Source organism: Microbacterium sp. K24 (assembly GCF_004794465.1).
In the GTDB taxonomy this organism is placed as follows: domain Bacteria; phylum Actinomycetota; class Actinomycetes; order Actinomycetales; family Microbacteriaceae; genus Microbacterium.
In genome coordinates, this window is record NZ_SSDJ01000154.1 from 12,783 (window position 1) to 25,641 (window position 12,859).

Consider the following 12,859-nt stretch of genomic DNA (forward strand, 5'->3'; position numbering starts at 1 on the left):
GCAGAGTGAGGGGACGGCGGCGATGGCGATCATCGACAACGCGATCTATGTGAACGGTGTCCGCACCGAGAACCCGCAGACCCTCAGCGAGACGTTCGAGCTGATGCGTGCGCGCGGCGGTATGAGCTGGATCGGGCTGTACCGTCCCAGCGAGGACGAGATCCGCGCGGTCGCCGACGAGTTCGGCATCCACGTGCTCGTGGTCGAGGACGCGCTCTCCGGTCATCAGCGGTCGAAGCTGGAGCGCTACGGCGACGTGCTGTTCATGGTGCTGCGCCCCGCGCGGTATCTCGACGGCCCGGAGGAGGTCGAGTTCGGCGAGGTCCACGTCCTCGTCGGGCAGGATTTCGTCGTGACCATCCGGCATGCCGAGGCGCCCGATCTCGGACGCGTGCGCAGTCGGCTGGAAGCCGACCCGTCCCTGCTCCGGCATGGCCCGGAGGCGGTGCTCTACGCGATCCTCGACGAGGTCGTCGACGAGTACGCACCGGTGCTCGCCGGCCTCGAGAACGACATCGACGAGATCGAGAGCCAGCTGTTCGAGGAGGATGTCGACGCGACGCAGCGCATCTACGACCTCGGCCGCGAGGTCATCGACTTCCAGCGCGCGACACAGCCGCTGTCAGGGATGCTGGACGCCCTGCTGCGCGGATCCGACAAGTACCGGGTGAGCGAGGAGCTGCAGAAGTACCTGCGCGACGTGCTCGACCACACGCTGCGCGTCACCGATCGCGCGATGACGTTCCGCACCGTGCTCGACAATGCCCTCACGGTGGAGTCGACGATCGTCGCACGCCGGCAGAACGAGGAGATGCGGCGCATGACGGAGTTGAGCATCCGTCAGAACGACGAGGTCAAGAAGATCTCGGGCTGGGCCGCGATCCTGTTCGCTCCGACGCTCGTCGGCACGATCTACGGGATGAACTTCGACCACATGCCCGAGCTGCACTGGGCGTTCGGCTATCCGATGGCGATCGGCTTGATGATCGGCATGGGCTTCGGGCTCTACGCCTTCTTCAAGCGCAAGGGCTGGCTGTAGCGCTCAGGCCGATTCGTCGTCGTCGGTCTCGACGCCCGGGCCGGGTCCGGGGCGCACCGGAGCGTCGGGGGCGATGTCGATGCGGGTGTTGCCGTCGTGCTCGCTGACCTCGATGCGGGGAGCCGCGTCGGCTTCGGTCGCGTCGGGCGCCGCGGTCAGCTGATCGTGGCGCTTCTCCTCGAACGTCTCCTCGTCAGCGGGTCCGTGTTCAGGCGTGCTCATGGTTCTCCTCGGGGTTGCGGGTGTCATCGGTCTTCAGGTTCTCGGTGCGCTTGCGGCCCCAGCGTGCCAGCAGGAACAGCAGGACGCCGACGGCGAGCAGGATCGCACCGAACAGCCAGACCAGCGGGCGCTGCTGGGTGAGCAGCAGGATGCAGGAGGCGATGCCCAGCACGGGCACGAACGTCCAGACGCGGAAGTGGTCCTGCTCGACGTGGTCGCGACGCAGCACCAGCACCGAGACGTTCACGCTGAGGAAGACGAAGAGCAGCAGCAGCACGACCGTCTCGGCGAGGGTCGCCAGGTCGCCGACGAGGGTGAGCCCCATCGCGACCAGGGTCGTCGTGAGGATGGCGACCCATGGCGTCTTCCGGTTCGGCAGCACGCGGCCCAGCGCGGCGGGGAGCAGGTTCTGCTCGGCCATGCCGTAGGTCAGGCGGCTGACCATGATCATCGTGAGGAGCGCGCCGTTCGCGACGGCGATGAGCGCGATCAGGCTGAACAGCCACGAGGGGATGCTGACGCCGGTGGCCTCGACGACCGCGAGCAGCGGCCCGCTGGACTCCTGGAGTTCCGACGCCGGCAGGGCGATCGAACTCGCGAGCCCGACGAGCACGTAGACCCCGCCCGCTGTGAACAGGGCGGCGAAGAGAGCGCGGGGGTAGGTGCGCCGCGGGTTCTTGACCTCTTCGATCATGTTGGCCGAGGTCTCGAAGCCGACGAAGGAGTAGTACGCGATGACGGCCCCGGCGAGGACGGCCATGCCGACGCCGGTGCCCTCGGGCGTCTCGGTGATGCGTGACACGTCTCCGCCGCCTCCGCCGACGAAGACCGCGACGACGGCGATCACGATCACGAGCCCACTGAGCTCGATCGCGGTCATGACGAGGTTGGCGCCCATCGACTCGCGGATGCCGCGGGCGTTGAGGAGCGCGACGATCGCGAGGAAGGCGATGGCGACCGGGATCGTCGGCAGGTCGATGAAGGTGCGGAAGTAGTCGCCGGCGAAGGCGATCGCGAGTCCGGCCGCGCTGGTGACCCCGGCCGCCAGCATGCTGAACCCGACGAGGAACGAGACGAGAGGGCTGCGGAAGGCCCGCTCGGCGAAGACGGCCGAGCCGCCGGCCTTCGGGTACTTCGTCACGAGCTCGGCGTACGAGCCGGCGGTGAGCAGCGCGAGCAGCAGGGCGAGCAGAAGAGGCGCCCAGAGCATCCCGCCGACCTTCTCGGAGAGCACGCCCATGAGCGCGTAGATCCCGGCGCCCAGCACGTCTCCCAGGATGAAGGCGAAGAGCAGGGGGCCGGTGATGGCTCTGCGCAGGCGGGTGGGAGCCTCGGCCCCGGCGGCGATCTCGGTGGTCATCCTCGAACGCTATGGCCTGCGACGGGCCATAGCGATGGGGTTGACAGCAGAACGCGGAGGCGCGAGGAGGCCCAGGAAATTCATAGAAATGTGACGCGCCTTCCGCGCCTCACCCCTCGCATATCGATATATTGGCGTCGCGTGAACGGCGCTGAGCCTGCTCCCGCGCGGGCGATCGAGGGGATCGCCCGACCTGATACAGAAACGGGTTCTCACATGACCGGTACCGCACGGAAGGCGATCGCCGAAGGGCTCGCGACCTTCCTCTTCGTCCTCGCCATCATCGCCGCGGTGAACAGCGAAAGCCCGCTGACCCCGCTGGCGATCGGATTCACGCTCATGGTCCTCGTCTACTCGACGGGCCACATCTCGGGCGCGCACCTGAACCCCGCCGTCTCGGTCGGCGTGTTCCTGCGCGGCGGCCTGAGCGTCGTCGACTTCATCGCCTACCTGATCGCCCAGTTCGTCGGCGGCGCGCTGGCCGCGCTGGCCAGCCTGGCCGTGTGGCCCTCCGGCGGAAAGGCCGTCGTCATCGAGATCGGGCCCGCGTTCCTCGTCGAGGCGCTGTTCACGCTGATCCTCGTGTGGGTCGTGCTCAACACGGCCACCTCGAAGGACACCGACGGCAACTCGTTCTACGGTCTCGCGATCGGTGCCACGGTCTTCGTCGGCGCAGCGACGGTCGGGTCGATCTCGGGTGGTGGCTTCAACCCCGCGGTCGCCCTCGGCCTCTCGGTCGGCGGCTACTTCGCATGGAGCTCGCTGTGGCTCTACATCGTCGCCCCGGTCGTCGGCGCCGTCATCGCTGCCGTCTTGTTCCGCGTGCTCAACGCGGACGACGCCAAGAAGATCGCCGGCGAGTAATCCCGCCTCCGAAGCGCCGCGTCCTCTCCGGAGGGCGCGGCGCTTCTGCGTGCCGCCTCCTCTCCCTCGAGAGATGTCCACCGCGCGGGGGATGCCGACGGCATCCGCAATCCGTATCGTGATCCCATGCTGATCGTCGAGGAACTCCATCTGCTGCTGACCCGGCCCGACGGGCGGGTGGAGAGCGCCGCGAGCGTGCACCGCCTGTACGGCGCGATCGCCGGGGTCGTCGTCGACCTCGCCCTCCACGACCGCGTCGTGGTGACGGAGGAGAAGAACCCGGTCGTGCAGGTCGTCTCGGCGGAGCCGACCGGGAATCCGATCCTCGACGCGACACTCGCGCGGCTCGCGCCCCTGAGCGGCAAGCGCCTGCAGTCGCTGCTGATGCGGTCGAAGCTCGACCCGCTCGACGAGGTCGTCGAGTCGCTCATCGTGCAGGGTGTGCTCGCGCGCGGAGAGCGCGGCTTCTTCGGCTGGGGCTCGCTGCGCACGCCGGAGGCGGACCCGGGCCCGGAGATGCTGATCCGCTCGCGTCTCGCCGCCGTGCTGGCGGGCTCGGCTGCGCCGACCCAGGCCGATGTCACCATCCTCGCCATCCTTCAGGGCATGAACGCGGCGCACCCGATCCTGAGGAACGAGGCCGCGGGGGCGTCGGCGGGTCAGCTGAAGAAGCGGATCGAACAGCTGGTCACCGGGTCCGCAGCGGGCGACGCCGTCTCGAAGGCCGTGAACACGGCCATCGCCGCCGCGCTCATGGCCGCGATGACGCCGGTCATCATCGCGACGACGACCGGATGACCGCGGCCGGTCAGCTTCCACGGTCGGTGGTGATCACGATCTTGCCGGTCGCGTGTCCGGCGATCGAGCGCCGATAGGCCTCACGCACGTCCTCGAGCGGATGCACCGAATCGATCGGCAACTCGATGCTGCCTTCGGCCAGCAGGTCGGCGATCAGCGTCAGCTCCCGGGCGCCCGCCTTCGCTCCACCGACTCCACGGACCCCCGGATGCCGTCTGCGCGCGTCGTAGTCGGCGACCGTGTTGATCCGGTCCGGAGGAACGCCGAGTGCCATCGCCAGATCGACCGTGCCGTGGCCGACGGTGTCGAGCACCGCCGTGAGCCCGCCCGGGGCGGCGGCGCGCACCTCGTCGGCGAGGCCGCCGCCGTGGGTGAGCGGATGGATGCCGAGTCGGCGCAGCAGCGCGTGGTTGCGCGCACTCGCCGTCCCGAGCACCCGGGCACCGCGCCGTAGGCAGAGCTGCGCGGTGAGGATGCCGACACCACCGGCCGCGCCGCCGATCAGTACGACGTCGCCCTCGCCGATCCGCTGCGACTCGACGCTCGCGACGGCGGTGCGCCCGACGACGTTGAGCGCACCCGCGACGAGCAGCGGAAGGCCGTCGGGCACACGGACGAGCTGGTCGGGATCGATCACGAGGTGGTCGGCCTGCGCCTCGTACCGGAGCCCGCCGAAGACCCGCTCGCCGACGCGCCACCCGATCACGTCGTCACCGAACGCGTCGATCGTGCCCGAGAAGTCGTAGCCGTTGCCCGAGGGCAGGCTGCGCTCGTACGGGTCGTTCATGGGGTCGCCGCTGAACAGCTTCCAGTCCACCGGGTTCACGCCCGCCGCGGCCACCCGGACGAGAACCTGACCGGGCCCCGGGGTCGGCACCGCCCGCCGCTCGATCTCGAGTACCTCGGGCCCCCCGAACCGATGGAAGACGACCCGTCTCGACGCGGCATCCGTCGGTGCGAGGGGCATGGGGACAGCCTAAGACGGCCGGGGACCAGGAGGAACCGAGCTGATCGATCCGTGCCGTTGCAGCCATTCCAGGATCGCGCGGGTGGTGTCCTCGGGGCGCTCCTGCTGGATCCAGTGGCCGCTGTCGAAGCTGATCTGCTCGACGTTCGGCACGAACTCCGCGAGGTTCGGTGACGGAGTGACAGTGTCGCGATCGCCCGAGATCATGAGGGCGGGTTGCTGGATGATCGGGTCGACCTCTCCGAGCAGATGCCAGTCGCGGTCGAAGTTGCGGTACCAGTTGATGCCGCCGGTGAACCCCGTCGTCTGGAAGGCGGCGACGTAGACGGCGAGCTCGTCAGCGCTCAACAGGGGTTCTCCGTGAGGCGAGTCGGACAGCGCGAGCTCGATCATCGCGTTCCCGGGTTGCGGAGCCCGGAGAGGCTCGTTCCGGCGGTACAGGTTGCGGAGGAACCTCTCCGTGTTCGCATCGAGCACCGCGTCGGCGACGCCGGGCTGTCGGTTGAAGTGCACGAAGTAGTAGTCGCTGCCGAGCACCTCCTCCATGAACTCGAGCCATGGCCGCTCGCCGCGCGCGGGGTACGGCAGGCTCAGGCAGATCACCTTGTCCACCCGGGTCGGATGCAGCACGGTGAGGCTCCAGACGACCATCGCACCCCAGTCGTGGCCGACGAAGGTCGCGTCGGCGTAGCCGTAGTGATCGAGAAGGGCGACGAGATCGCCGGCGAGCTGCGCGACGTCGTAGGCGGCGACCTCGCTCGGACGCGAGGAGTTTCCGAAGCCCCGCTGGTTCGGAGCGATCACGTGGTAGCCCGCCGCGACGAGCGCGGGCACCTGGTGTCGCCAGGTGAAGGCGAGGTCCGGCCAGCCGTGGCAGAGCACGATGGGTCGTCCTGCGTTCTCGCGGCCGGCTTCGAAGACCTCGAGCGTCACCCCGTTGACGGTGATCATGGTCGGCGCGGGAAAGGGGATCGAGTGTGTCGGTGTGTTCATGTTCTTCACGCTAGGGAGGTATACCGGTCACCTCATGACCGGTTTATCTGGAAATGTTGTCGGCATGCGAAGCGACCGACTGGTGGCCATCCTGCTCATGCTGCAGCGACGCGAACAGGTGACGGCCGCCGAGGTCGCCGCCGAACTGGAGGTCTCGGAGCGCACCGCGCGGCGCGACCTCGACGCGCTGGCGCAGAGCGGCATCCCCGTGTACTCGATCCAGGGCCGAGCCGGCGGCTGGCGGCTGCTCGGCGGCGGCCGCACCGACCTTTCCGGGCTGACCGCGAGCGAGACCCGCGCCCTGTTCCTCGTCGCCGGCCCGGCCTCGACGGCGACTCCGGCGGTGAGGTCGGCGCTCCGCAAGCTCGTGCGCGCGCTTCCCGAGCCGTTCCGCGACGAGGCCGAGGCGGCGGCGACCTCGCTGATCCTCGACCCGCGGAATTGGGGCTCCACCCGGGTCGCGCAGCCGCCGCGCTTCCTCGATGACCTGCAGGATGCGGTGATCCGCGGCGTGCAGGTGCGACTCGGCTACGTGAACAGCGAGGGGGTCGAGTCGGAGCGGATCGTCCATCCCCTGGGCATCGTCGCCAAGGGGCCGTCCTGGTATCTCGTCGCCTTCACGGAGACGGGCCGGCGCACTTTCCGGATCGATCGGGTCTCGTCGGTCCGCCCGACCGACGATCCCGTTGTGCTCCCGGGCGCCGTCGACCTGTCCGAGAGCTGGCGAGAGATCGCCGACGACCTCGACCGGCGGCGCACGTCACCCGTCGAGATCCACGCGACCTGCGCCCCCGAGGGCTTCGACCATCTCAGGATCGCGGTCGGGGACGATCTCGAGACAACGGGCGTTCTCGCCGATGGTCGCATCTCCGTCGTGATCCGCGGGCCCAGCGAGTACGGGCTCGCGGGGCTCCTCTCCGGTCTCGTCGAATGGCTCGACATCACCGAGCCCGCCGGTGTGCGGGACCACCTCGCTGACATCGGCGCAGCGCTCACGAGGCGCTACGGCGTCCCCGACTCCTGACGCCGCGTCGCATCGCGTACCTGGTCGCATCGCGAACCGGAGCGCGATCCGGTCGACGCCATCCCGCCGTCAGAGCGCCGTGTCCGGCAGCAGGGGACGCATGAACGTGCGCTCGTAGCGGAGCACGCATCCGCTCTCATCACGGATCCGATCGGCGGCGACGAACTCGGGATCGACGCCGAAGCGCTCGCGGTAGATCTCGTATTCCGCCAGCGAGGGGAAGGTGAAGAGCGCGAGAGCCTCGTCGCTCTTGCCCTCCGACGGCAGGAAGTAGCCGTGATGGATGCCGCCGTGCCGGGTGACGAGCTCCATCCAGGCCTGGGCGAACTCCTCGAATGCCTCGATCTTGGCGGGGTCGACCGTGTACGTCACGACGCAAGTGATCACGGGGCCCACGATACTCGCGGCCGCGCGGGGTTTCGGGAATACCCACGAGGGGTATACAGTTGTTCCAGATACCCCGGTGGGGTATCCCGAGACGAGAAGAGGACGACATGACGACGACCGAGTACCAGGTGACCGGAATGACGTGCGGACACTGCGAGATGTCGGTCCGGGAAGAGGTCGGCCAGATCGCGGGTGTCGACGACATCCAGGTGAGCGCCCAGACCGGCCTGCTCTCCGTGACCGGCGCGGCAGACATCGACGACGCACAGATCCTCGCGGCTGTCGAAGAGGCCGGCTACTCGGCGGTGCGCGCGTCATGAAGACCGGCGCGCGGCTGGCGCTCTTCGGAGCGGGATTGGCGGTGGCGTTCGGCGGAGCCTTCGGCATCGCCGCAGCCGTGGCGCCGGATGACATCGTCACGGAAGTGCAGGAGGGAAGCGACATGGAAGAGCACGGAGCAGGACACGAGACGGAGTCGGCATCCTCGGCATCCGAACTGGCCGGCGCGCTGAAGGGGCTCTCGATCAGCATCGACGGGTACGTGCTGTCGCCGATCACGGCTCCCGCGGTCATCGGCGAGGCCGGCGAGCTGAGCTTCCAGATCCAGGATGCCGACGGCGAGCCCGTGACCTCGTACACGACCGCGCACGACAAGGACCTGCATCTGATCGTGGCTCGATCCGACGGGAGCCGTTTCGAGCACGTGCACCCGGAGCTCGACGAGTCCACCGGCACCTGGTCGGTGCCGTGGACATGGGCGGATGCCGGTACCTACCGGGTGTTCGCCGACTTCACGACGGCGGGAGAGGATGCCGCGAACCTGACGCTCTCGCGTATCGTGCAGGTCGCCGGCGCGTTCACCCCCGTGGAGACGCAGCCGAGCCGGGTCGACGAGGTCGACGGCTTCACGGTCTCGCTCGAGGGAGACGTCGTCACCGGGGCCGCCAGCGAGCTGACCATCACGATCTCTCGCGACGGCGAGCCGGTGACCGAGCTCGAACCCTACCTGGGCGCCTTCGGCCACCTCGTCGCCCTGCGCGAGGGCGATCTGGCCTTCCTGCATGTGCACGCCGAGGGCGATGAGCCCGCGGCGGGCGACACCGCAGGCCCCGAGATCGTCTTCTTCGCCGAGGCCCCGACCGCCGGTCGTTACCTGCTGTACCTCGACTTCCAGGTCGACGGCGTCGTACGCACCGCCGAGTTCGTGGTCGACGCCGCACACGGTGATCACTCATGACCACCTCACTGCCCCAGACGGCCGGATCCGGCGTCGAGCTGGAGATCGGCGGGATGACCTGCGCCTCCTGCGCGATGCGGATCGAGAAGAAGCTCAACAAGCTCGACGGCGTCACAGCGACGGTGAACTACGCGACCGAGAAGGCGAAGGTCACGGTGCCGGAGGGGTACGACCCGGCGCTCCTCATCGCGGAGGTCGAGAAGACCGGATACACGGCCGCGGTGCCCGCACCGAAGGGTGCTGTGACGAGTGGCGATGCCGACGAGGTCGACCCGGAGCTGCGCTCTCTGCGCAACCGTCTGATCGGCTCGATCGTGCTGACGATCCCGGTCATCGCGATGGCGATGATCCCGGCGCTGCAGTTCACGTACTGGCAGTGGGCGTCGCTCGCGCTCGCCGCCCCGGTGATCGTGTGGGCGGCATGGCCGTTCCACCGCGCCGCCTGGATGAACCTGCGCCACGGCGCGGCGACGATGGACACGCTCATCTCGATGGGCACCTCGGCCGCGTTCCTCTGGTCGCTGTACGCCCTGTTCTTCGGTACGGCCAGCACCCCCGGCATGACGCATCCGTTCGAGTTCTCGCTCGCGCCGTCCGACGGCGCTGCGAACATCTACCTCGAGGTCGCCGCGGGCGTGACGATGTTCATCCTCGCCGGACGGTACTTCGAGAAGCGGTCGAAGAAACAGGCGGGCGCTGCACTGCGGGCCCTCCTGGAGCTCGGCGCGAAAGAGGTGTCGGTCGTGCGCGACGGTGTGGAGGGGAAGATCCCCGTCGACGAGCTGCGGGTGGGCGACGAGTTCCTCGTGCGGCCGGGGGAGAAGATCGCGACCGACGGGGTCGTGGTGTCGGGCACGTCCGCGGTCGATGCCTCGATGCTGACCGGGGAGTCGGTTCCGGTCGAGGTCGCGTCGGGAGATGCGGTGACCGGCGCGACCACGAACGTCGGCGGTCGGCTCGTCGTGCGGGCCACCCGGATCGGATCCGACACGCAGCTGGCGCAGATGGCCCGGCTCGTCGAGGAGGCGCAGACCGGCAAGGCCGAGGTGCAGCGGCTCGCCGACCGCATCTCGGGCGTCTTCGTGCCGATCGTGATCGTCATCGCGGTCGTGGCGCTCGGTGCCTGGCTGGGCGCCGGGTTCCCCGTGGCCGCCGCGTTCACCGCGGCGGTGGCCGTGCTGGTGATCGCCTGCCCGTGCGCTCTCGGGCTCGCGACGCCGACGGCGCTGCTGGTCGGCACCGGACGCGGGGCGCAGATGGGCATCCTCATCAAGGGTCCGGAGGTGCTGGAATCCACCCGCACGGTCGACACCGTCGTGCTCGACAAGACCGGCACCGTGACGTCGGGGCGGATGACCCTGGTCGACGCGGTCCTGGAGCCGGGCACCGATCGGGCCCAGCTGCTGCGCCTGGCCGGAGCGCTGGAGGACGCCTCGGAGCACCCGATCGCCCAGGCGATCGCGAAGGGCGCGACGCAGGAGGTCGGCACCCTTTCGGCTCCGGAGGACTTCGCGAACATCGAGGGCAAGGGCGTGCAGGGCGTCGTCGACGGGCACGCCGTGCTGGTGGGGCGCGAGTCGCTGCTGGCCGAGTGGTCGCAGCACCTGAGTCCGGAGATCGCGGATGCCAAGGCGGATGCCGAGAGCCAGGGCAAGACCGTCGTCGCCGTCGGCTGGGATGGTCGGGCGCGCGGCATCCTGATCGTGGCGGACGCGGTCAAGCCGACGAGTGCCGAGGCGATCGCGCAGTTCAAGGCCCTCGGTCTGACCCCGGTGCTGCTCACCGGTGACAACGAGGCCGTGGCGCGGCGGATCGCCGCGGAGGTCGGCATCGACGAGGTCATCGCCGAGGTGCTCCCCGCTGACAAGGTCGACGTCGTCCGGCGGCTCCAGGGCGAGGGCAAGGTCGTCGCGATGGTCGGCGACGGCGTCAACGATGCTCCCGCCCTGGCTCAGGCCGACCTCGGGCTCGCGATGGGAACGGGCGCGGACGTCGCGATCGAAGCATCCGACATCACCCTCGTGCGGGGCGATCTGCGCAGCGCGGTCGACGCCATCCGGTTGTCGCGCAAGACGCTCGGAACGATCAAGACGAACCTGTTCTGGGCCTTCGCCTACAACGTCGCGGCGATCCCCGTCGCCGCCCTCGGCATGCTCAACCCCATGCTCGCGGGCGCGGCGATGGCGCTCTCCAGCGTCTTCGTCGTCGGCAACAGCCTGCGCCTGCGCGGATTCCGGAGCATCGCGCGGGACTGAGCCTGTTCTGCGTGATCCCGCTCTGCGTCTGCGGTCTCCTCGAAGACCCTTCACACACCGGATCGGAGGCGTGAACGGTGAACGCGTAGCGTGGAACCTCGCTCTGGCGATCCGAGCGAGAGTTCAACGAATGGGGGTGCTGCACGTGCTTTTCACGCCTGTCCGGGAGAGCCGGATCGATCGCCCCTCGTCCTTCGGCACATCCGTGGGGTCGCCGATCCGGGTCGACGAGATCTTCCAGCACCTCGCGCTCCGCATCGCTGACGGCACCTACCCTCCCGGCGCCCGGCTGCGCGACCATTCTCTCGCCGAGGAGTTCGCCATCTCGCGCACTCCGATCCGCGAGGCGATGCAGCGGCTCCGGGGCATCGGCATGATCGAGATCTACCCCAGCAGGCACACCATCGTCGCGGACGTCACGACGGAGTCGATCACCGCGACGAGGGAGTTCGCCGCCTTGAGCGCGGGATGCATCGTCCGGTTCGCGGTCCCGAAGCTCGATGACGCGGAACGCGACCGTGCGGCCGCGCTCGCGCGCGACGTGGCATCCGAGATCGCAGCCGACGGAGACTGGCTGTCGGCGCAGGCCGACCTGCTCCGTCACCTGTGCGACCGGGCGCAGAATCCGCTGTTCCGCCTTTTCCTGGGCGATGCCTGGTACCTCGTCATCCGCGATCTGAGCCGGGTATCGCTGTCGACGGCGCAGCGGATGCAGCGCGAGAACGCCGCCGCCGCGCTGGCCGAGCTCATCCGGGACGGCGACGTCGACGGAGCGGAACGCGCAGCCCGCGACGTGTTCAGCCTCAGCGGCGACTGAACAGCGTCGCGACCGCAACGGTCGGGAAATGCGGGTACGTTCGCAGGATGACCGTCACGCAGCCGCCCCCTCGTCGCACGCTGCTCGTCGGCTTCGGCAAACTGGGGCGCCGTCTTGCCTCCCGCCTGCTGGCCGACGGCGGGGAGGTGTTCGCGCTGCGGCGCAGCGACGGCGCTCTGCCCGACGGCGTCGTCGGCATCCGCGCGGACCTCTCCGCCCCGCTGACGGCGAACCTGCCCGAGGTCGACGCGATGGTCGTCACGCTCCCGCCGGGTGGCGCGGTCGACAGCTATCGCCGGGTGCTGACGCACCTCGCCGACGCCCTGCCGTCGGTTCCCGCACGCACGGTGTTCGTCTCGTCGACAGGGGTGTTCGAGGGCTCGTCATCCGATCATCCGATCACCGAGCGGGACGACCCCGCGCCGTCGTCCGATCGGTCGCGAGGTCTCTTCGACGGCGAGCGTGCGGCGATCGAGCTGTTCTCGGCGACGGTCGTGCGGCCGGCGGGGATCTACGGGCCGGGCCGGGATTTCCTCCTGCGCCAGGTGCGCGAGGGCAAGGCCGTGAACCACCGCCGCCGCACGAACCGCATCCACGAGACCGACCTCGTCCGCGCGCTCGACCTGCTGCTGCGCATGCCGGAGCCGCCGGCGCTCGTGCACGCGCTCGACCGGGCGCCGGCGCCCCTCGGCGACGTCGTTGCGTACATCGCCCAGACGCTGGGAGTGGATGCTCCGCCGGATGATCCGTCGGCGGAGGCGACCGGCCTCGTGCATGATGGGTCGTTGCTCCTGACGCTGCTCGGCGCCCTGGAGTATCCGACCTACCGCGAGGGGTATGCCGAGATGATCGCGGCAACACCAGCGGGCTGAGCATCCGCCGCCGCGGGCCGTCGG

At 69.4% G+C, this 12,859-nt stretch carries 14 protein-coding genes; 9 read left to right on the forward strand and 5 right to left on the reverse strand.

Translation table 11 applies throughout. The features are described from left to right. The first annotated feature begins 22 nt into the window (after positions 1-22). Entirely contained in the window at positions 23-1,039 is a 1,017-nt protein-coding gene (gene corA, locus DW306_RS20110; RefSeq protein WP_136057350.1) for a magnesium/cobalt transporter CorA, read from the forward strand. Positions 1,040-1,042: 3 nt separating this feature from the next. Here corA and DW306_RS20115 read toward each other — a convergent pair whose 3' ends face one another. Together DW306_RS20115 and DW306_RS20120 are read right to left on the reverse strand one after the other, a co-directional pair. Beyond that, positions 1,043-1,261 carry a multidrug transporter gene (locus DW306_RS20115; RefSeq protein ID WP_136057351.1) on the reverse strand — a complete coding sequence of 73 codons (219 nt, stop codon included), beginning with the start codon at positions 1,259-1,261 and terminating at the stop codon, positions 1,043-1,045. Continuing rightward, positions 1,248-2,621: an APC family permease gene (locus DW306_RS20120; RefSeq protein WP_136057352.1), complete on the reverse strand. Its 1,374-nt coding sequence runs from the start codon at positions 2,619-2,621 to the stop codon at positions 1,248-1,250. The genes DW306_RS20115 and DW306_RS20120 overlap by 14 nt, the downstream gene beginning before the upstream one ends. A gap of 216 nt (positions 2,622-2,837) precedes the next feature. On the opposite strand from DW306_RS20120, the gene DW306_RS20125 reads away from it, so the two are divergent. Together DW306_RS20125 and DW306_RS20130 are read left to right on the forward strand one after the other, a co-directional pair. After that, a complete protein-coding gene (locus DW306_RS20125) occupies positions 2,838-3,485 on the forward strand; it encodes an aquaporin (RefSeq protein ID WP_136057353.1) in 648 nt (215 codons plus the stop codon). A gap of 126 nt (positions 3,486-3,611) precedes the next feature. Further along, positions 3,612-4,283 carry a GPP34 family phosphoprotein gene (locus tag DW306_RS20130; RefSeq protein WP_136057354.1) on the forward strand — a complete coding sequence of 224 codons (672 nt, stop codon included), beginning with the start codon at positions 3,612-3,614 and terminating at the stop codon, positions 4,281-4,283. 10 nt (positions 4,284-4,293) lie between these two features. Here DW306_RS20130 and DW306_RS20135 read toward each other — a convergent pair whose 3' ends face one another. Together DW306_RS20135 and DW306_RS20140 are read right to left on the reverse strand one after the other, a co-directional pair. Then, positions 4,294-5,250, reverse strand: coding sequence for an NADP-dependent oxidoreductase (locus DW306_RS20135; protein WP_136057355.1), 957 nt, complete (start codon positions 5,248-5,250; stop codon positions 4,294-4,296). Positions 5,251-5,259: 9 nt separating this feature from the next. Beyond that, positions 5,260-6,243 carry an alpha/beta hydrolase gene (locus DW306_RS20140; RefSeq protein ID WP_136057356.1) on the reverse strand — a complete coding sequence of 328 codons (984 nt, stop codon included), beginning with the start codon at positions 6,241-6,243 and terminating at the stop codon, positions 5,260-5,262. A gap of 64 nt (positions 6,244-6,307) precedes the next feature. Here DW306_RS20140 and DW306_RS20145 point away from each other — a divergent pair, with 64 nt between their 5' ends. Further along, positions 6,308-7,267 (forward strand): WYL domain-containing protein, encoded by a 960-nt coding sequence (locus DW306_RS20145; RefSeq protein ID WP_136057357.1) that lies wholly within the window; start codon positions 6,308-6,310, stop codon positions 7,265-7,267. Positions 7,268-7,336: 69 nt separating this feature from the next. Here the strand turns inward: DW306_RS20145 and DW306_RS20150 are convergent, their stop codons facing one another. Further along, complete coding sequence (locus DW306_RS20150) at positions 7,337-7,654, reverse strand: NIPSNAP family protein (RefSeq protein ID WP_136057358.1); 318 nt, start codon at positions 7,652-7,654, stop codon at positions 7,337-7,339. 107 nt (positions 7,655-7,761) lie between these two features. Between DW306_RS20150 and DW306_RS20155 the strand changes: the two genes are divergently transcribed. From DW306_RS20155 to DW306_RS20175, 5 genes are all read left to right on the forward strand, one after another. After that, positions 7,762-7,974 carry a heavy-metal-associated domain-containing protein gene (locus tag DW306_RS20155; protein WP_136057359.1) on the forward strand — a complete coding sequence of 71 codons (213 nt, stop codon included), beginning with the start codon at positions 7,762-7,764 and terminating at the stop codon, positions 7,972-7,974. Then, positions 7,971-8,891: a heavy-metal-associated domain-containing protein gene (locus DW306_RS20160; protein WP_136057360.1), complete on the forward strand. Its 921-nt coding sequence runs from the start codon at positions 7,971-7,973 to the stop codon at positions 8,889-8,891. The genes DW306_RS20155 and DW306_RS20160 overlap by 4 nt, the downstream gene beginning before the upstream one ends. After that, on the forward strand, positions 8,888-11,146 hold the full coding sequence (locus tag DW306_RS20165; RefSeq protein WP_136057361.1) for a heavy metal translocating P-type ATPase: 2,259 nt from the start codon (positions 8,888-8,890) through the stop codon (positions 11,144-11,146). The genes DW306_RS20160 and DW306_RS20165 overlap by 4 nt, the downstream gene beginning before the upstream one ends. A gap of 136 nt (positions 11,147-11,282) precedes the next feature. Continuing rightward, the gene (locus DW306_RS20170; protein ID WP_168429392.1) at positions 11,283-11,963 is read left to right on the forward strand and encodes a GntR family transcriptional regulator; all 681 of its coding nucleotides are present in this window, start codon (positions 11,283-11,285) and stop codon (positions 11,961-11,963) included. A 47-nt stretch (positions 11,964-12,010) separates the two neighbouring features. After that, complete coding sequence (locus DW306_RS20175; protein WP_136057363.1) at positions 12,011-12,835, forward strand: sugar nucleotide-binding protein; 825 nt, start codon at positions 12,011-12,013, stop codon at positions 12,833-12,835. Positions 12,836-12,859: the final 24 nt, after the last annotated feature.

Excerpts from the sequence above, each read along its gene's own strand:
- DW306_RS20125 (WP_136057353.1), top strand. The coding sequence starts at position 2,838 with ATGACCGGTACCGCACGGAAGGCGATCGCCGAAGGGCTCGCGACCTTC.
- DW306_RS20140 (WP_136057356.1), bottom strand. The coding sequence starts at position 6,243 with ATGAACACACCGACACACTCGATCCCCTTTCCCGCGCCGACCATGATC.
- DW306_RS20115 (WP_136057351.1), bottom strand. The coding sequence starts at position 1,261 with ATGAGCACGCCTGAACACGGACCCGCTGACGAGGAGACGTTCGAGGAG.
- DW306_RS20155 (WP_136057359.1), top strand. The coding sequence starts at position 7,762 with ATGACGACGACCGAGTACCAGGTGACCGGAATGACGTGCGGACACTGC.
- DW306_RS20120 (WP_136057352.1), bottom strand. The coding sequence starts at position 2,621 with ATGACCACCGAGATCGCCGCCGGGGCCGAGGCTCCCACCCGCCTGCGC.
- DW306_RS20145 (WP_136057357.1), top strand. The coding sequence starts at position 6,308 with ATGCGAAGCGACCGACTGGTGGCCATCCTGCTCATGCTGCAGCGACGC.
- DW306_RS20165 (WP_136057361.1), top strand. The coding sequence starts at position 8,888 with ATGACCACCTCACTGCCCCAGACGGCCGGATCCGGCGTCGAGCTGGAG.
- corA (WP_136057350.1), top strand. The coding sequence starts at position 23 with ATGGCGATCATCGACAACGCGATCTATGTGAACGGTGTCCGCACCGAG.
- DW306_RS20130 (WP_136057354.1), top strand. The coding sequence starts at position 3,612 with ATGCTGATCGTCGAGGAACTCCATCTGCTGCTGACCCGGCCCGACGGG.
- DW306_RS20135 (WP_136057355.1), bottom strand. The coding sequence starts at position 5,250 with ATGCCCCTCGCACCGACGGATGCCGCGTCGAGACGGGTCGTCTTCCAT.
- DW306_RS20160 (WP_136057360.1), top strand. The coding sequence starts at position 7,971 with ATGAAGACCGGCGCGCGGCTGGCGCTCTTCGGAGCGGGATTGGCGGTG.
- DW306_RS20175 (WP_136057363.1), top strand. The coding sequence starts at position 12,011 with ATGACCGTCACGCAGCCGCCCCCTCGTCGCACGCTGCTCGTCGGCTTC.